Source organism: Promicromonospora sp. NPDC023987 (assembly GCF_040639055.1).
Lineage (GTDB): Bacteria > Actinomycetota > Actinomycetes > Actinomycetales > Cellulomonadaceae > Promicromonospora.
This window is the reverse complement of the sequence record NZ_JBEZZF010000061.1, coordinates 1-16,690: the sequence shown is the minus strand read 5'-3', so window position 1 is coordinate 16,690 and position 16,690 is coordinate 1. Positions and strand designations below refer to the sequence as shown.

16 protein-coding genes are annotated in these 16,690 nt (G+C 70.9%); 10 read left to right on the top strand and 6 right to left on the bottom strand.

Annotated elements, in window-relative coordinates:
• The first annotated feature begins 52 nt into the window (after positions 1-52).
• Together AB0F40_RS21620 and AB0F40_RS21615 are read left to right on the top strand one after the other, a co-directional pair.
• Entirely contained in the window at positions 53-829 is a 777-nt protein-coding gene (locus AB0F40_RS21620) for a GAF and ANTAR domain-containing protein (RefSeq protein ID WP_357472394.1), read from the top strand.
• Positions 826-1,524: an ANTAR domain-containing protein gene (locus AB0F40_RS21615; RefSeq protein ID WP_357472391.1), complete on the top strand. Its 699-nt coding sequence runs from the start codon at positions 826-828 to the stop codon at positions 1,522-1,524. Before AB0F40_RS21620 ends, AB0F40_RS21615 begins: the two co-directional genes overlap by 4 nt.
• 41 nt (positions 1,525-1,565) lie before the next feature.
• On the opposite strand, the gene AB0F40_RS21610 is transcribed toward AB0F40_RS21615, so the two are convergent.
• A complete protein-coding gene (locus AB0F40_RS21610; RefSeq protein ID WP_357472388.1) occupies positions 1,566-2,276 on the bottom strand; it encodes an AAA family ATPase in 711 nt (236 codons plus the stop codon).
• Positions 2,277-2,647: 371 nt separating this feature from the next.
• Here AB0F40_RS21610 and AB0F40_RS21605 point away from each other — a divergent pair, with 371 nt between their 5' ends.
• Genes AB0F40_RS21605 through AB0F40_RS21595 form a run of 3 tightly spaced genes read left to right on the top strand, consistent with a single transcriptional unit; the run spans position 2,648 to position 5,961 of the window.
• Positions 2,648-3,058 carry a helix-turn-helix transcriptional regulator gene (locus AB0F40_RS21605; RefSeq protein ID WP_357472454.1) on the top strand — a complete coding sequence of 137 codons (411 nt, stop codon included), beginning with the start codon at positions 2,648-2,650 and terminating at the stop codon, positions 3,056-3,058.
• A 10-nt stretch (positions 3,059-3,068) separates the two neighbouring features.
• Complete coding sequence (locus AB0F40_RS21600; RefSeq protein ID WP_357472385.1) at positions 3,069-3,488, top strand: VOC family protein; 420 nt, start codon at positions 3,069-3,071, stop codon at positions 3,486-3,488.
• Positions 3,489-3,495: 7 nt separating this feature from the next.
• The gene (locus AB0F40_RS21595) at positions 3,496-5,961 is read left to right on the top strand and encodes an excinuclease ABC subunit UvrA (RefSeq protein ID WP_357472382.1); all 2,466 of its coding nucleotides are present in this window, start codon (positions 3,496-3,498) and stop codon (positions 5,959-5,961) included.
• A 29-nt stretch (positions 5,962-5,990) separates the two neighbouring features.
• Here the strand turns inward: AB0F40_RS21595 and AB0F40_RS21590 are convergent, their stop codons facing one another.
• Positions 5,991-6,680 carry a response regulator transcription factor gene (locus AB0F40_RS21590; RefSeq protein WP_357472380.1) on the bottom strand — a complete coding sequence of 230 codons (690 nt, stop codon included), beginning with the start codon at positions 6,678-6,680 and terminating at the stop codon, positions 5,991-5,993.
• Between the two features lie 92 nt (positions 6,681-6,772).
• Between AB0F40_RS21590 and AB0F40_RS21585 the strand changes: the two genes are divergently transcribed.
• A complete protein-coding gene (locus tag AB0F40_RS21585; RefSeq protein WP_357472378.1) occupies positions 6,773-8,077 on the top strand; it encodes a histidine kinase in 1,305 nt (434 codons plus the stop codon).
• Positions 8,078-8,139: 62 nt separating this feature from the next.
• The gene (locus AB0F40_RS21580; RefSeq protein ID WP_357472375.1) at positions 8,140-9,228 is read left to right on the top strand and encodes an acyl-CoA desaturase; all 1,089 of its coding nucleotides are present in this window, start codon (positions 8,140-8,142) and stop codon (positions 9,226-9,228) included.
• Between the two features lie 64 nt (positions 9,229-9,292).
• Here the strand turns inward: AB0F40_RS21580 and AB0F40_RS21575 are convergent, their stop codons facing one another.
• Positions 9,293-10,261 carry an oxidoreductase gene (locus AB0F40_RS21575; RefSeq protein WP_357472372.1) on the bottom strand — a complete coding sequence of 323 codons (969 nt, stop codon included), beginning with the start codon at positions 10,259-10,261 and terminating at the stop codon, positions 9,293-9,295.
• 95 nt (positions 10,262-10,356) lie between these two features.
• On the opposite strand from AB0F40_RS21575, the gene AB0F40_RS21570 reads away from it, so the two are divergent.
• Positions 10,357-11,016 (top strand): DNA-binding response regulator, encoded by a 660-nt coding sequence (locus AB0F40_RS21570; RefSeq protein ID WP_357472369.1) that lies wholly within the window; start codon positions 10,357-10,359, stop codon positions 11,014-11,016.
• Here AB0F40_RS21570 and AB0F40_RS21565 read toward each other — a convergent pair.
• Together AB0F40_RS21565 and AB0F40_RS21560 are read right to left on the bottom strand one after the other, a co-directional pair.
• Positions 11,013-13,076 carry a CocE/NonD family hydrolase gene (locus AB0F40_RS21565; protein ID WP_357472366.1) on the bottom strand — a complete coding sequence of 688 codons (2,064 nt, stop codon included), beginning with the start codon at positions 13,074-13,076 and terminating at the stop codon, positions 11,013-11,015. The genes AB0F40_RS21570 and AB0F40_RS21565 overlap by 4 nt on opposite strands.
• Positions 13,073-14,404, bottom strand: a complete 1,332-nt coding sequence (locus AB0F40_RS21560) for an ATP-grasp domain-containing protein (RefSeq protein ID WP_357472363.1) — start codon at positions 14,402-14,404, stop codon at positions 13,073-13,075. Before AB0F40_RS21560 ends, AB0F40_RS21565 begins: the two co-directional genes overlap by 4 nt.
• A gap of 88 nt (positions 14,405-14,492) precedes the next feature.
• Between AB0F40_RS21560 and AB0F40_RS21555 the strand changes: the two genes are divergently transcribed.
• Both AB0F40_RS21555 and AB0F40_RS21550 read left to right on the top strand, forming a co-directional pair.
• A complete protein-coding gene (locus AB0F40_RS21555; protein WP_357472360.1) occupies positions 14,493-14,879 on the top strand; it encodes an MmcQ/YjbR family DNA-binding protein in 387 nt (128 codons plus the stop codon).
• A 9-nt stretch (positions 14,880-14,888) separates the two neighbouring features.
• Entirely contained in the window at positions 14,889-15,275 is a 387-nt protein-coding gene (locus AB0F40_RS21550) for a nuclear transport factor 2 family protein (protein WP_357472357.1), read from the top strand.
• Between the two features lie 53 nt (positions 15,276-15,328).
• On the opposite strand, the gene AB0F40_RS21545 is transcribed toward AB0F40_RS21550, so the two are convergent.
• Positions 15,329-16,291 (bottom strand): NAD(P)-dependent oxidoreductase, encoded by a 963-nt coding sequence (locus AB0F40_RS21545; RefSeq protein ID WP_357472354.1) that lies wholly within the window; start codon positions 16,289-16,291, stop codon positions 15,329-15,331.
• Positions 16,292-16,690 lie beyond the last annotated feature (399 nt).

Here is a 16,690-nt window from a genome sequence, read left to right as displayed (position 1 = left end):
GCGAACGGAGCCCGCCGATGGAACACTTGCGGGCAAGGAGGACATCGACAGCATGGACAGTTCCGAGATCCTGGCGCTGCTCGCGCGCACGCTGGCCCGGGGCCGCACGACCGACCAGGAACCCGGCCCCCTGGCGGCCCGGCTGTGCGACGCGTGCACCGAGATCCTGGGTGCGGACGCGGGCATGCTCACCCTCACCGCGGCCGCCGAACGCCTGACGGTCCGCACCGCCGAGTCCGCGGGGTCCGCGGGGCCCGTGATCAGCCGGCTCGAGGACCTGCAGGTCGTGCTCGGGGAAGGCCCCGCGGCGCTCGCGTTCGCCGAGGGCCGTACCGTCGTCGCCCACCTCGACGGCGACGACACGGATGCCGCCTCGTTCCCGATGTTCGCCACCATGGCCTCCGCCGTCGACGGACCGCTGACCGTGTACGCCGTGCCGATGCGGCCCAGCGGCCGCGTCGTCGGCGTCCTGACCCTGTACCTCAGCGGCGACCACCTGGCGCGACCGCTCGATGAGGCGGAGTTCCTCGCCGACGCGGCAGGCGCCGCCCTCCTCGGCGACCCCGCCACCACAGACATCAGCTCCCAGCCGGCCTGGCCGCAGCAAGCACTCGTGCACCAGGCCACCGGGGTCGTCGTCGCGCAGCTCGGGATCGCGCCCACCGACGCCCTGGCCGTCCTGCGCGCACACGCCTTCGCCCGCGCCTCGACCTTGGAGTCCGTCGTCGACGACGTCCTCGCGCGCCGCCTGATCTTCTCCTCCGACGGCGCCGAGAACGACCATGACGGCACCGTCTCCGAACAGCACCCACGAACCGAGGAGCCATGACACCGCGCACCCCCGCCGACGCGCTCGCGCTGACCACGTCCGCGCTGCTGCGTGACCACGACGTGACGGATCTGCTCTACCGCATCGTGCGCGACAGTGCCCGGTTCACCGGTTCCTCCGCGGCCGGACTCCTGGTCCGCGCCCCGAACGGCGCCCCGGAGCTCCTGAGCGCGACCTCGCACGCAGCCGTCGAGCTCGAGCTCTACCAGGCCCAGGAGCGCGAGGGACCGTGCGTCGACCTGCTCACCACCGGCGAGACCGTCGCGGCAGTCGGCGCCGACACGATCCTGCACCGCTGGCCGACGGTCGGCCCCGCGATCCTCCGAGCGGGGTTCACCGCCGTGCACGCCTACCCCGTGAGCTGGCGCGACGGCGTGCTGGGCGGCATCAACCTGTTCCGCCACGACGAGCGCGCCGACGACACCCTGGAGACCGCCGCCGCCCGGTCCTTCGCGGACATGGCGGCCCTCGTGCTGCTCCAGCCCGAACGCCTGGAGCAGCACGACGTCGCCGACCGTCTCGAACGAGCCCTCGCGGGCCGGGTGATCGTCGAGCAGGCCAAGGGAGTGCTGGCCCACCGGCTCGGCATCGACATGGAGACGGCGTACACGACCCTCGTAGACCGGGCAGCACAGGACCGCAGCGCCCTGTCCGCGACAGCCCGCACCGTCGTCGAGCAGGCCTACCTGCCCTGACCGGCCGGCGCAGGTAGGCGCGACCCGCACCCGGGCGCGACCTACACCAGCGCCGCCACCCGCCGCCTGGCCAGCTCCCGCACCTGCCGGAACGCGTCACACCGCGCCATCAGGTACACACCAGACCACGGCCCACGCGGACCACCGTCCGCCACGGCGAAGGCCGGCCGCTGCGCCGTCCACCGCGACCAGTGCCGCACGAACTGCTCCGGGCGCACCACCCGGCCCCGGTCCAGCTGCCCGTCGAGCGCCTCGGCCAGCGACACGTCGACCGCCACCAGCACCGGGTCCCAGCCCCGCAACCGCGCCAGCAGCCCCAGGGCCTCCCGCCGACGCCCCCGGGTAGCCGTGTCATGCACCAGGAGCGGCACGTCCGACCGCGGCCCCCGCAGGATGTGCCACACCGTCACGAGGGCATGCAGCGTGTGCACCGCCCACCGGTAGGTGCTGTACGGCACCCAGGACGGCACCCGCCTCGCGATCCGACGCCGATGCCGGTCCGGGTCGAGGACCAGGCCACCAGGGACGTCGTCGGCGATCCTGGCCAGCAGAGTGCTCTTGCCCGCCCCCGGCACACCGCCCACCACGATCATCAACGGACCGGGAGCCGCATCGTGCACCCCGGGCACACGGTCGGGTACTCCGTCGGGTACACGGTCGGGCACACCATCAGGCGCGCCGGACGCATCAGGCACATCGTCGGGCACAGCGGCGCCACCGACGGTACCGGGTCGTAGTGCGGGTGTGGTCACATGGTCCTCCATTCGTAGGGGGCCGGGTGAGCAGCATCGCGCGAGCCGATCCAGAACTGCCGGGAACAACCTGGAAGGACGCTGAACCCGGCACACGGACCGGAACGAGCCACGACGACGGGCACAGGGCGCCAGCCCCGGCACGCGACGTCGGACAGATACTCATTCCACCCCGTTGAACGGAGGAAACGGTCACGTTTGTTCCCGCTCGAGCACGTGAGTCCTGCCAGGTCGGAGCACCGAACACCTCACCCCCACACTTCCGGCGCCACAGGCCACCACCGCGTGGCACCATCACCTACGTGACGAGCACAGCCGCCGACCACGACCACCTCCGCGACCTGGCCCTCCTGCGCCGCGTACGCGACCGCATGGACCGCGAGTACACCCAGCCGCTCGACGTCGCGGCGCTCGCGGCCGGGGTGCACATGTCGGCGGGGCACCTGTCGCGCCAGTTCAAGGCCGCGTACGGCGAGTCCCCGTACAGCTACCTCATGACGCGGCGCATCGAGCGCGCCATGATGCTGCTGCGGCGCGGTGACCTCAGCGTCACGGAGGTCTGCTTCGCCGTCGGCTGCTCGTCGCTGGGCACGTTCAGCACCCGCTTCACGGAGCTGGTCGGCGTCCCGCCGAGCGTCTACCGCGACGACCCGCTGGTGGCGGCCGAGGCGATCGACACCGCCGGGCTGCCGGCCTGTATCGCCAAACAGGTCACGCGGCCGGTCAGAACCACCCCAGGCCGGTCAGGAATCGAGAAGCGCACACCCCCGGGCGGGATCTAGCGTGACTGCCATGAGTACAGACACCGGCATCACCATCCACCAGACGTTCCTCCCGCACACCGACCCCGAGGCCTCGCTCGCGTTCTACCGTGACGCCCTCGGCTTCGAGGTCTTCCTGGACGTGGGGCAGGGCACCATGCGCTGGATCACCGTCGGTCCCGCCGGCCAGCCCGACACCTCGATCGTCCTGACTCCGCCCGCCGCCGACCCCGGGGTGACCGACGCCGAGCGGCAGACCGTCGCGGAGATGATGGCCAAGGGCACCTACTGCGCGGTCATCCTCGGCAGCAAGGACCTCGACGCGACCTTCGAGCGGGTCCAGGCCAGCGGCGCCGAGGTCATGCAGGAGCCGGTCGACCAGCCCTACGGGTTCCGGGACTGCGCGTTCCGCGACCCCGCGGGCAACACCGTCCGCATCAAGCAGCTCTGATCCGGCCATGTGCATCCCTGGCCTGACCGCGAGCATCCCGCCGGAGGAGGACGCCTCGGCGTCGCAGCACCCGGCGGACAGCCATGATCTGATCCGCGTGCAGGGTGCGCGGGAGAACAACCTCAAGGACATCAGTCTCGAGATCCCCAAGCGCCGGCTCACGGTGTTCACGGGGGTCTCGGGGTCGGGCAAGAGCTCGCTGGTGTTCGCGACGGTCGCCGCGGAGTCGCAGCGGATGATCAACGAGACGTACAGCGCGTTCGTGCAGGGTTTCATGCCGTCGCTGGACCGGCCCGAGGTGGACCGGCTGGACGGGCTGACCACGGCGATCGTCGTCGATCAGGAGCGCCTGGGTGCCAACCCCCGCTCGACGCTCGGCACGGTGACGGACACCAACGCGCTGCTGCGCATCCTGTTCAGCCGTCTCGCGCAGCCGCAGATCGGGCCGCCGATCGCGTTCTCGTTCAACGTGCCGGCGCGCAGGGCGAGCGGCGTGATGACGTCGGCGACGGGCGAGAAGACGATCGTCCGCGAGCAGGTCTACCACGGTGGGATGTGCCCGCGGTGCGAGGGGCGCGGTCAGGTCTCCGACCTCGACCTGAGCCAGTTCTTCGACGACTCGCTGTCGCTCAACGACGGCGCGATCAAGATTCCCGGGTACACCCCCGGCGGCTGGATGGTGGGCAGCTACAGCGAGTCGGGGTTCCTGGACCCGGACAAGCCGATCCGTGAGTACAGCGAGACGGAGCGGGCGGACTTCCTCCACAAGGAGCCCACGAAGATCACGGCCAAGGGCATCAACATCACCTACGAGGGCCTGGTCCCGAAGGTGCGCAAGTCGATGCTCAGCAAGGACGTCGACTCGCTCCAGCCGCACATCCGGGCGTTCGTCGAGCAGGCGGTCACGTTCGTGACCTGCCCGGAGTGTGCCGGGACCCGGCTGGCCGAGGCGGCGCGGTCGGCCAGGATCGACGGTGTGAGCATCGCCGACGCGTGCGCCATGGAGATCCGGGACCTGGCGGTCTGGGTCCGTGACCTGTCCGGGACCGACGCCGCGGCGTCGGCGGGGCCGCTGCTGACGAACCTGCGCCACCAGCTGGACAAGTTCGTGGAGATCGGTCTGGGTTACCTGTCGCTGGACCGGCCGTCGGGCACGCTGTCCGGGGGAGAGGCGCAGCGCACCAAGCTGATCAGGCACCTGGGCTCGGCGCTGACGGACGTCACCTACGTCTTCGACGAGCCGACCATCGGTCTGCACCCGCACGACATCCAGCGGATGAACAACCTGCTGGTCGAGCTGCGGGACAAGGGCAACACCGTGCTCGTCGTCGAGCACAAGCCGGAGGCGATCGCCATCGCCGACCATGTGGTCGACCTGGGTCCCGGCGCGGGGTCCGCCGGCGGCACCGTGCAGTTCGAGGGCACCGTCGAGGACCTGCGCACCAGCGACACCCTGACCGGACGCCACCTCGGGTACCGGGCGCGGCTCAAGGACACGGTGCGGGCGGCCTCGGGCGCGCTGGAGATCCGCGGGGCGAGCACGCACAACCTGCGGTACGTCGACGTCGACGTGCCGCTGGGGGTGCTGACCGTCGTCACCGGGGTGGCCGGCTCGGGCAAGAGCTCCCTCATCCACGGCTCGCTCCCGGACGGCGCGGGCGTCGTGACCGTCGACCAGGGCGCCATCAAGGGGTCGCGCCGGTCCAACCCCGCGACGTACACGGGACTGCTGGACCCGATCCGCAAGGCGTTCGCGAAGGCCAACGGGGTCAAGCCGGCGCTGTTCAGCGCCAACTCGGAGGGCGCGTGCCCCACGTGCAAGGGCGCCGGCGTCATCTACACGGAGCTCGGGTTCATGGACACCGTCTCGACCACGTGCGAGGACTGCGGCGGCAAACGGTTCGACGCCTCGGCGCTCGTGTACACGCTGGGCGGCTCGGGCTCCGGCGCGGGGGACGGCTCGGTGGACTCGAAGGACATCAGCGAGGTGCTCGCGATGCCGGTGGCGGAGGCCGAGGCGTTCTTCGCCAAGGACGGCCCCGCACCGGTCCCCGCAGCGCACAAGATCCTGCGCCGGCTGGCCGACGTCGGGCTGGGCTACCTCGGCATCGGGCAGCCGCTGACGACCCTGTCGGGGGGCGAGCGGCAGCGGCTCAAGCTCGCCGTCGAGATGGCGCGCGACGGCGGCGTGTACGTGCTGGACGAGCCGACGACCGGCCTGCACCTCGCCGACGTCGAGAACCTGCTCGGCCTCCTGGACCGCCTGGTCGACTCGGGTAAGTCGGTCATCGTGATCGAGCATCACCAGGCGGTCATGGCACACGCGGACTGGATCGTCGACCTCGGTCCCGGGGCGGGCAACGACGGCGGCACCGTCGTCTTCGAGGGCACCCCCGCCGATCTGGTGGCCCAGGCCCGGGCGGGACGCTCCACGCTGACGGGGGAGCACCTGGCGCAGTACGTGGGGGAGTAGGTCGGTAGGTCGCGGTGCGGGCCGGGCGGTCAGCGCCCGGGCCGCACCAGCCCGGACTCATAGGCGCAGACCACCAGCTGCGTGCGGTCGCGCAGGTCGAGCTTGTTCAGGATGCGCGAGACGTGCGTCTTGACGGTCTGCTCCGCGAGGTGCAGCTCCGCGGCGATCTCGGCGTTCGACCGCCCGGCGGCGACGAGCTTCATGACGTCGAGCTCACGGTCGGTCAGCGCGGACAGGGTGGCGTCGGGCGACGCGGGCACGGCCGGGCGGTCCGCGTAGTCCGCGATGAGAGCCCGGGTGATCTTGGGCGACAGGAGCGCCTCGCCCGCCGCGACCACGCGGACCGCCTGGGTCAGCTCCTCGGCGGGCGAGTCCTTCAGCAGGAACCCGCTCGCGCCCACCCGCAGCGCCGTGAACACGTACTCGTCCGCGTCGAACGTCGTCAGCATGATCACCTTCGGCGGTGTGCCCGGCATGGCGATGATCGTGCGCGCCGCGTCCAGCCCGTTGACCTTCGGCATCCGGATGTCCATCAGCACGACGTCCGGCCGGGTCCGGCGTACGACGTCGGAAATTCCCGCGCCGTCGTCGGCCGTGCCGACTACCGTGATTCCTTCGTGCGCGTCCAGGAGCGCCGCGAAACCGGCCCGGATCATCGACTGGTCGTCGACGATCAGCACCCGGATCGCGTCCTCGGCGACATCGGGGGCTGGTGGCATGAGCCCAAACTATCCGACCGGACCCAGGTATCACGCCGGTTAGCCCTCAGGAGTGACGCGACCCACGTGCCCGACCGCATAACCTGCAGAGAATGGACCACGCACATGACGCACCGCCGGCACCGCGCTCCGGTGCCGCACCCGGTCACAGCGAGCGCCGCTGGCGAAGGCTGCCCCGGGTGCTGCGCTCCCTGACCCGGCTGGACGTCCCCACGGTCTCGATCGCCCGGCGCGAGGTCGTCTGGATGTGGAGCGTGGTCTCCATCGCCGCGGTCGCGCTCGTCGCCGTCGGGTGGCCGGTGACCGCGTCCGGCTACGGCACCCACCCGGCAGCCGCCATGGCCTGGACCCTCGTGCACTGCGCCGCCGCCATCCTCGCGGTGCGCTGGCCCTGGGCCGGCCTGCCCGCATCGATCGCCGGCGCCCTGGCGCTGATGGTGGTCACCGTCGACGCCGCCCCCGACTGGCCCTGGCCATGGCCGGTCACCGTCCTGCTCGCGCACTGCCTCACCGTGTTCGTGCTCGCCCTGCGGCACGCGTGGTACTGGGCGGCATCCCTCTGGTCCGCCGGAGCGATGCTGACCGTCCTCGTGCCCGCCGGCCTCCTCGACGGCCCGCGCGAGACCGCCGTCGCCAACGGCGTCGTCCTCGTCTCCCTCAGCGGCGGCGTCGCCCTGGTCGGCGTCATCATCCGGTTGTGGATCCTCAGCGTGGTCCGCATGGAGCAGGCGGAACGACTCACCGCCGCCGAGGCCGGCCGCCGCCGCGAGCTCGAGGAACGCAACCGGATCGCCAGAGAGCTGCACGACGTCGTCGCGCACAGCATGTCCGTCATCACCGTCCAGGCCTCCACCGCCCGCTACCGCCAGCCCGGCCTCGACGAGGCGATCCAGCAGGAGTTCGAGGAGATCGCCGCCTCCTCCCGCCGCGCACTGGGCGAGATGCGAGGACTGCTCGGCATCCTGCGCGGCCACGACACCGCACCCACCGCACCCCTGCCCAGCCTCTCCGACGTCACCGAGCTCGTCGAGTCCACCCGCGCCTCCGGCGTCGAGATCGCCTACGCGGGCACCGACGCCGTGGTGCCCGACGCCGTCGGGCTCACCGGCTTCCGCGTCGTCCAGGAAGCCCTCAGCAACGCCCTGCGGCACGCCCCCGGGTCCGCCGTCACCGTCACGATCACCGACGACGGGCACGACCTCCGCGTCAGCGTCAGCAACTCACCCCCCGAGCGCAGCGACGAACCCACACCAGGCGCCCAGCTCGGCCTCGCCGGCATCCGCGAACGCGCCGCCGCCCTCGGCGGCAGCGTCACCGCCGGCCGGACCCGCGACGGCGGCTTCGAGCTCACCGCGACCCTGCCCGTCGCCGACACCGACCAACCACTACTCACGTAGGGGGTGAGATTGGCTCCCGCGGGTGACGCGCGAAGCACCACCTGCTTCCTAGGTTGACGCCTATGACGACGACGACCGACGCACCGCCACTCCCGGCCCGGCCGGCACGCTCGGCCCGCAACAAGCAGACGAACGACTACTTCGAGCTCGTCGAACGCGCCAACGCCGCAGGCCTGATGGGCCGCCGCGTCGGCTGGTACGTCCGCCGCACCGTCGTCCTCACGGCGAGCCTGGCGCTCGCGTTCACCCTGCTGTTCACCCTGGGGGACACCTGGTGGCAGCTCGCGGTGGCCGCGCTGTTCGGCGTCGTCCTGACGCAGTTCGCCTTCCTCGCCCACGACGGCGGGCACATGCAGGTCTTCCAGTCCAGCCGGCGCAACGAGTGGTTCGCGCGCATCATCGGCAACCTGGTGGTCGGGCTCAGCATCGGCTGGTGGAACCGCAAGCACAACAGGCACCACGGCAACCCCAACGTGATCGGCAAGGACGGCGACATCTCCACCGGGGCGCTCGTGTTCGTACCGGGCGAGGAGGTCGGGCGTACCGGGTTCCTGGGCTGGGTCACCCGGCGCCAGGGCTGGCTGTTCTTCCCGATGCTGGCGCTGTTCGGCCCCGTGCTCCACTACAACTCCGTGCAGACCCTCGCGACGATGCCCGAGGTCAAGCACCGCGGCGCGGAGAGCGCCCTCCTGGCCGTCCGGCTCATCGGGTTCCCGACCCTCGTCCTCCTCACGCTCGGCCCCGCCCTCGGCGCCGCGTTCCTGGTCGTGCAGCTCGCCGTGTTCGGGGTGTACATGGGCGCCACCTTCGCGCCGAACCACAAGGGCATGCCGCTGCTCCCGAAGGACCTCAAGATCGACTTCCTGCGCCGTCAGGTCCTCACCTCGCGCAACATCCGCGGCGGACGCTTCGTCGAGTGGGCCATGGGCGGCCTGAACTACCAGGTCGAGCACCACGTCTTCCCGCGGATGCCCAGCGTGAACCTGCGCCACGTGCGCCCGATCGTGCGGGACTTCTGCGCCGAGCGGGACATCCCGTACACCGAGACCGGGCTGTTCGAGTCCTACGGCATCATCGTCGACTACCTCAACCGTGTCGGGCTCGGTCACGCCAACCCGATGGACTGCCCGATAGTGGCGCAGTACCGGTAGCCGTCCCAGGGGTGACCATGTAGCTGCTGCCAGGATCGGGGCGGTTCTGGCAGCAGCTACATGGTCAGCTGTTGCTCGCGATCCCGTCGAGCAGCGTGAGCTCCTCGTCGGTCAGGCGAAGCGCGCCGGCGGCGACGTTCTCCTCCAGGTGCGCCGGGCTACCCGTCCCGGGGATCGCGAGGACGTGCGGGCCGCGGTGCAGGGTCCAGGCCAGCCGCACCTGTGCGGGGGTGGCGCCGTGCGCGGCGGCGACGGCGGCGACCTCGGCCTGGCCGGTCTCGTCGGCACCGCCGCGCGGTGAGGCGCCCGGCACGGCGGCCCCGACCGCGAAGAACGGCACGAACGCGATCCCGTGCTCACCGCACAGGGCGAGCACGGCGTCGTCCTCCCTGCTGGTCAGGCCGTACTGGTTCTGTACGCACACCACCGGTGCGATGGCCATCGCCTCGGTCAGCTGCTCCGACAGGACGTTGGAGATGCCGAGGTTGCGGATCAGGCCCGCCTCGCGCAGCTCCGCGAGCGCCCCGAAGTGCTCGGCCACCGACTCGGGTGCACGCCCCTCGCCCGCCATCCGGGTGCCCCAGCGCAGGTTGACGACGTCGAGGTGGTCGCGGCCGAGCTGACGGAGGTTCTCCTCGACCTGGGCGCGGAGCTGATCGGGGCGGGCCATCTCCTCGTAGTCGCCGTTCCGCGACCGGGCCGGCCCGACCTTGGTGGTGATCGTCAGGTCGTCCCCGTAGGGCTGCAGGGCGGTGCTGATCAGCTCGTTCGCCGAGCGCACGGGCGTGAAGTAGAAGGCGGCGGTGTCGATGTGGTCCACGCCGAGCTCGACGGCGCGCCGCAGCACCGCCATCGATCCGTCGCGGTCACGGGGCGTCGCGTCCCAGGGCATGCCGATGAGCCGCATGGCGCCGAGGCCGATGCGGTTGACCGTGCGGTCGCCGAGCTGCCAGGTGCCGGCGGCGGCGGCGTCCGGGGTTGGGTTCGAGGTGGTGGTCGTGGTGCTGGTCGTGGTGCTGGTGTTCGTCGTCATACGTCCAGCCTCGTGTCGGGCGCCGCCGATCGGGCCACGATGGCAGGTTGTTGCCGAGCCTGGCGTGATGGCCCAGTGCCGGGCAGACTCGAACCATGCAGACCGGGGAGGCCGTCACGATCGTGCACGGCGAGCACGAGCTGTTCGAGCGGACGATGCACCTGTTCGCCTCCGCCACGGACGTCGCGTGCGCCGCCAACGACCTCTTCACGTGGGCGGGCGCACGGATGACGGAAGACCACTCCGAGCTGTACCGCCGACAGCGGCCCGGCACCGCCCGCATCCGCAAGGTCTACCGGTCCGGGATGCTCCTCGACCCGGTGGCGGCACAGACGCTGGCCAGAGCCCGGGACCAACACGGCGCGCAGATCCGCATCACCAGCGAAGAGATCAACGAGACGATAGTGCTCGACCGCCGGCTCGTGATCCTGGCCGGCGACCTCAGCGCCGGCCACCGCAGCTTCAGCATCATCACCCAGCCCGAAGCGGTACAGGGAGTGACCTCCCTGTTCGAGGCCGCCTGGCGCTCGGCCACCGACCTGTCCGTCTACGACACCCAGATCGCCGAGATCCGTCAGCTCGCACCCCAGGTCCTGGACCTGCTCGGCCAGGGCGTCAAGGACGAGGCGGCCGCCCGCACCCTCGGTCTCGGCGTACGCACCTACCGCCGCCGCGTCGCCGAGCTGATGGCAGCCCTCGGCGCCGAGTCACGGTTCCAGGCCGGCGTCCGCGCCCGCGAGCTCGGCCTCGTCTAGACCAGATCCCTGGCGATCCGGCGCTGCCAGTTCTGCGAGTAGACGCGCGGGTCGCCCTGCCTGTCGTCCAGCTCGTACGCGTCGAGCTGCGCGTTGACCAGGAAGTCGGTCGCCGTGCACGTCAGGACGGTCCGGGTGACCACCTCGACGCGCCAGTCGTCACCGTTCTCCAACCGGCGGACCGTACGGGTCTCACCACGTACGGACGTGACGTCGTTCCACCGGAAGCTGTACCACTCGCGGGTGTCGCGGTGGATGACCGTGCCGGTGTCCTCGAGCCGGAAGGTGCCCTGGTCGTTGACGATCTCCAGCGTCGAGACGTCCGTGGCCAGGTCTCGCGTGACGCGCCACGAGTGCTCCCCGGTTGCCAGCACCGTCGTCGCGTCCTCCTCGGTGGCCTCCGGGGCCCCGAAGGGCCGCAGGTGCTCGTCCTCGGGGCGGGGGCGGCGCACCGGCAGATGCAGGGCGCTGGCGCCGGTCGTGATCGTCACGGTCGCCGGTTCGGGAGCCGGCCAGATCAACGGCCAGTACGACGTCGAGATCGACACCCGCAGCCGGTGCCCGGCGGGCACGGTCTGGCCGATGCCGTTGAGCTGGACCGTCACCGGGTAGGTGCGGCCGGGCTCGAGTGCCTGTGGGTCCTCGCTGCCTTCGCGGTGCGTCAGGTTCAGCACCCCGTACGTCACGCGGGTCGCCTCCCCGTTCGGGGCGACGTCGGACAGCCGGACCGCGAGCTGTGCGACCGGACGGTCGGCGGAGACCTCGAGCGCGACGTGGGGCAGCCCGAGCAGCTCCACGGGTTCGGCGAGCGGCTCCGTCTCGAACACGAGGGCGCCGCCGTCCTCCTCGCGCTGGTCGTACGGCAGGTCCGGCACGGCCGAGTAGGAGGCCCACTTGCCGGCGAACATCCCGACGCTGAGGGGGGAGCGCAGGCTCACCTGCTGCCCGCCGGCCTCGCCGTGCTCCGTTGCCACCTGGCCGCCGCCCGCCGGTGACAGGTGGTGGGGCGTGAACCGGTACTCCCGGTCCTCGACCCCGGGGGCCGGCCAGCTCGGTTCGGCGACCCAGCGGCCGGGCCGGTCCTCGTAGGAGGCGCTGGGCGGGACGCTGTCCTGCATCCAGGCGCGCAGCATCGGCTCGTCCTGGAGGCCGGTGTCGACCCCCTTGAGCCAGTGGTCCCACCAGCGCACCACCTCCTGCAGGAAGCCGACGGCGGGGCCCGGCACGCCGAGGTGCGGGTAGCGGTGCCCCCAGGGACCGATCAGCCCCTTGCGGGGGACGTCGAGGTGCTCCAGGAGCCGGAAGATGGCGTTGGTGTAGCCGTCGGCCCAGCCACCGACCGCCATCACCGGGCAGCGCACCCGGGAGTAGTCCTCGCAGACAGACGCCGGCTTCCAGTAGTCGTCACGACGTTGGTGCTGCAACCAGGTGTCGAGCCACAGCCCGCTGCCCTCGAGGCGTTCGTGCCACATCTCGCGCCACCGGTCGCCGACGACGGCGGGATCCGGCGGCAGGCTGTTGAACGCGAACATCACCGTCGCCTCCGACAGGTTGTCCCCGAGCAGGCAGCCGCCCATGTAGTGCATGTTGTCGACGTACAGGTCGTCGGTGGCCGACGCGCTGATGACCGCCTTGAGCGCTGGTGACGCGCCGGCGGCCACCTGGAGGCTGTTGAAGCCGCCCCAGGAGATGCCCATCATCCCGACGTTCCCGTCGCACCACGGCTGCTCGGCGAGCCACGCGATCACGTCCTCGGCGTCATGGAGCTCCTGGGGGCGGTACTCGTCCACCAGCACGCCGTCCGAGTCGCCGCTGCCCCGCAGGTCCACCCGCACGCAGACATACCCGTGCCCCGCGATGTAGGGGTGGTTGTACGCGTCGCGGCCGCGGGTGGCGTCCCGTTTACGGTAGGGGATGTACTCCACGACCGCGGGAACGGGACGCGCCGCGGCGTCGACCGGAGCCCACATCCGCGCGGCCACGTGCTGACCGTCCCGCAGCGGGATGAACACGTTCTCGACGGTCTCGACCTCGTGCGGCAGGTCGGTGACTGTCCTCATCCAGCGGCCTCCTCGGTGACGGGATCGGTGACGGGATCGAGCTCGAAGGGCAACAGGCCCAACGCCTGGCGGAACCGGTCGGCGAGCTGGTCGTGGTCGTCGGCCCCCAGGTAGACGCTGCCCAGCTTGAACCGGTAGCTGTCCTGGTGCGGCAGGTCGGAGAGCCGGTCACCGGGCGCCACCTGCAGGGTGACCTTCGTGTCCGGGACGGCGCGCTCCAGGGCCGCCAGGTCCTCCTCGCCGGGAACGCCACGCACGACGGCGTCGGCGTCGTGGAAGATGTGCCACTGGCCGGCGACCGCGAACCGGCCCTGCCTGCGCGGCATCCGCGGCGCCTCGCCCAGCGCGACGTCGATCGCCACCTCATGGTTGGACGTGCCGTCCACCTTCAGGAAGAGCTCGGTATGGGACTGGGAGATGCGCGTGTTCACCTCGATGAGCCGCAACAGGTCGGCCTCTCGGTTCCACATGTACTCGACGTTGAACGCCCCGTCGTCGTAACCGATGTGACGCATGAACCGCTCCGCGGTGTCGACCATCCGCCGCTGCACCTCGGCCGGGACGGTCACGGCAGGGTAGTCGAGGTGGTCGATGCTGTGCCCCGAAGGGTCCCTGTGCATGTCGACGATGCCGTGCACGCTCACCCTGCCCCGCGCGACCACACCCTCCGGAGCCGCCTGGATCCCCGTGATGACCTCCTCCGCGAGGCACGTGTTCCCGTCCACCCCACGGAGACTCTCCGGGAGGTCCACCCGGTCCAGCACCTGGTTGAACGCGTCGCCGACATCGGTGATCTCCGCCCGGATCTCCTCCAGGGCCGACTCGAACTCCTGCTCGTCGTGGATCTCGAACCCCAGGTTCGACGAGTGCGACTTCACCGGCTTCACCCAGAAGGGGAAGGGCAGCCGCACCTGGTCCAGGGCGTCGTCAGCGAACGGGTCGAACGCGGCGAACCCCGGCACCACCTCGGGGACCGACTGCTGCTGCTCCAGCCGGCTCCAGTACTTGTGCTCGCACTTGAGCATGCTCGTCACCGACGGAGCCGGAATACCGTGCTCGTGCGACAAGATGGGCGCCAGGAGCGAGCTCGGAAAATCCCAGTGCGACACGATCGCATCGATCGGCCCGGAGAAGTCGGCAAGCTCGGCACGCGCCTCGTCCAGCAACGCATCGAAGTCGTACTCCGTGTCCCGGACGAGCGTGTGGTAATCGAGCAGCGAACGGAACCGGTAGCGCGCGGCACGCCGCATGCTGCCCAGCTCCTCACGCTGCAGGTCGGTCATACCCAGCACGAAGACATTACGGGGCCTGTCGTCGGGTTCGCTCATACCAACGACGCAACCACGAGCCCCACCGGCTCGCAACGACGACACATGCCGACCACACCATGTCAGTGACGGATGCAAGACTCCCGACGTGAGCGAACGAGCACCCGTCCCCACCGAGACCGTCCACCGGATCGCCGCCATCCTCGAACCCCTCCCCGAGTGCAAGGAGCACGACGCCTGGACCGGCGTCGCCTGGAAGACCCGCGACGCGACAGTCGGCCACGTCTTCGGGGGAGAGGACGGCCTGATCCGGATCACCTTCCGCGCCGAACCCGACGAGGTCCAGGCCTTCCAGCACCTCGGCCCCCACTACTTCAAGGCGAGCTGGGGCACCAACGTCGTCGGCATCGTCCTCGACGAGCACACCGACTGGGACGAGCTCACCGAGCTGCTCACCGACTCCTACTGCATCCAGGCACCCCAGCACCTCGCAGCACAGGTCGACCGCCCCGCAGCACCACACCCCGCTGAATAACCTCGACACATGACACACCGCACGGCCGCCCAAGCCTGGGTCAGCACCTACCAACAGCTCTGGCGCACACCCGGCACCGACGACCTCGCACAGCTCTTCACCCCCGACGCCACCTACCGCACCTCACCCTGGGCACCACCCATCGAAGGACTGCCGGCGCTCGCGGCGTTCTGGGACGCGGAGCGGGACGGGCCGGACGAGCCCTTCACGATGGACGCCGAGGTCATCGCCGTGGACGGTTCGACGGCTGTCGTCCGGGTCGGTGTCGAGTACGGCGCGTCCGGCGATCGCTGGCGTGACCTGTGGGTCCTCGAGCTCGACGACGACGGTCGCTGCACCGCCTTCGAGGAGTGGCCGTTCGCACCGGGCCAGGACGAGGCTCCCGGTCCGGCATGACCCGCTAGGTGTGGCCCGGCGCGGCCCGGCAGGACCCGGTATCCAGGCACGGTTCAGTAGCCTTGTTCGCGTACGGCCGCCGACGTCGGGCGGACGCCGGCCTGGATCCGTTCGAGTGCCGCCTCAAGGGCCGCCACGACGTCGGACGGCAGCGTGAGCCCGGAGATGTGGGGCGTGACTGTGACGTCGGCCCGACGCCACAGGGGAGAGGACGGGCCCAGCGGCTCCTGCTCGGTGACGTCGAGGGTCGCGTGCCGTACCCGGCCGGTGTCGAGGGCGGTCAGCAGCGTGTCCGTGCGGAGGGCCGACCCGCGTCCGATGTTGATCAGGTGCACGCCGTCGAACGCCCGCAGGAGTTCCGGGGTGATCAGGCCGTCGGTCTGCGGGGTGTGGGGGAGTGCGAGCACGAGGACGTCGGTGCCGGGTCCGCCGAACGCCGTCGAGTCCGGTGCAGGTGTGCCGTGGGCCGGTACGAGGGAAAGTACCGCGTCGAAGGCGTCGTCGGGACGTCCGCTCCTGCTCAGGCCCGTGACGCGGTGACCGATGCAGGCCAGCGCCCGGGCGATAGCCCGACCCATGGCGCCCGTGCCGATGACGACGGCACCGGTGCGGTCGGGTGGGGTCGGCGGGTCGGTCGGGTCCCAGGTGCCTGACGCAGAGTCGGCGAGGTAGCGGGCTGTCTGCCATCGCTCTGTGAGGACCCAGGCCGTCACGTACTCGGCGATGCGCTGCGGCATGGTCCCGGTCGTGCGGGTCAGGAGCACGTCGTCCGGCAGTACGGGCGCTAGGTGCTCTATACCTGCGTAGGGTGAGTGGACCCAGGCGGCGCCAGTCGCGTGGTCGGGACGAGTCGTGATGGCGAGGGTCGCGTCACGGTCGGTGATCTCCAGGCCGTGCGAGTGCGCCCACGCGGCGAGCGTGTCACGCCAGCCCGGTTCGACGTCGTCGCCGAGGTGGACCGTGGGGTCGGTGCGAAGCTTGCGTGCGAGGCGATGCATCGTGAGTTCGGAAGTCATCAGTGCGATTCTGCCCGGCGTGGCGGATCGTTGGTGCCGATTCCTGACACGTTCCTGGCACGACCCGGCTGCTTGAGCGCCCGGCGTGGTATCGAACCGATAATGTGCATTATGTCATTTCGGCGCTGAAGGAGCCCTGAGCGGCGGGCTCGGTGCGCATGTGTCTCTGCACCCCACCCCTGCACCTCTGCGTTCCGCCCCCACCCGGTAGCTGACCGTGCGTGCCCGAACGCCGGCGTACCGGTGTACCGGCCAGCGGTGTCTGCCAGATCGGTGGAGCTCGGCCGCCGAGTTCGGTCGCTTGCTGGTCCGGGCCGATCGATGCGATCGTGTCGCACTGGGATTTTCCGAGCTCGCTCCTGGCGCCCATCTTGTCGCACGAGCACGGTATTCCGGCTC

Bases quoted from the DNA above. Each gene is read 5' to 3' on its own strand.
- AB0F40_RS21620 (WP_357472394.1), top strand. From the start codon at position 53: ATGGACAGTTCCGAGATCCTGGCGCTGCTCGCGCGCACGCTGGCCCGG.
- AB0F40_RS21615 (WP_357472391.1), top strand. From the start codon at position 826: ATGACACCGCGCACCCCCGCCGACGCGCTCGCGCTGACCACGTCCGCG.
- AB0F40_RS21605 (WP_357472454.1), top strand. From the start codon at position 2,648: ATGGACCGCGAGTACACCCAGCCGCTCGACGTCGCGGCGCTCGCGGCC.
- AB0F40_RS21600 (WP_357472385.1), top strand. From the start codon at position 3,069: ATGAGTACAGACACCGGCATCACCATCCACCAGACGTTCCTCCCGCAC.
- AB0F40_RS21595 (WP_357472382.1), top strand. From the start codon at position 3,496: ATGTGCATCCCTGGCCTGACCGCGAGCATCCCGCCGGAGGAGGACGCC.
- AB0F40_RS21590 (WP_357472380.1), bottom strand. From the start codon at position 6,680: ATGCCACCAGCCCCCGATGTCGCCGAGGACGCGATCCGGGTGCTGATC.
- AB0F40_RS21585 (WP_357472378.1), top strand. From the start codon at position 6,773: ATGGACCACGCACATGACGCACCGCCGGCACCGCGCTCCGGTGCCGCA.
- AB0F40_RS21580 (WP_357472375.1), top strand. From the start codon at position 8,140: ATGACGACGACGACCGACGCACCGCCACTCCCGGCCCGGCCGGCACGC.
- AB0F40_RS21575 (WP_357472372.1), bottom strand. From the start codon at position 10,261: ATGACGACGAACACCAGCACCACGACCAGCACCACGACCACCACCTCG.
- AB0F40_RS21570 (WP_357472369.1), top strand. From the start codon at position 10,357: ATGCAGACCGGGGAGGCCGTCACGATCGTGCACGGCGAGCACGAGCTG.
- AB0F40_RS21565 (WP_357472366.1), bottom strand. From the start codon at position 13,076: ATGAGGACAGTCACCGACCTGCCGCACGAGGTCGAGACCGTCGAGAAC.
- AB0F40_RS21560 (WP_357472363.1), bottom strand. From the start codon at position 14,404: ATGAGCGAACCCGACGACAGGCCCCGTAATGTCTTCGTGCTGGGTATG.
- AB0F40_RS21550 (WP_357472357.1), top strand. From the start codon at position 14,889: ATGACACACCGCACGGCCGCCCAAGCCTGGGTCAGCACCTACCAACAG.
- AB0F40_RS21545 (WP_357472354.1), bottom strand. From the start codon at position 16,291: ATGACTTCCGAACTCACGATGCATCGCCTCGCACGCAAGCTTCGCACC.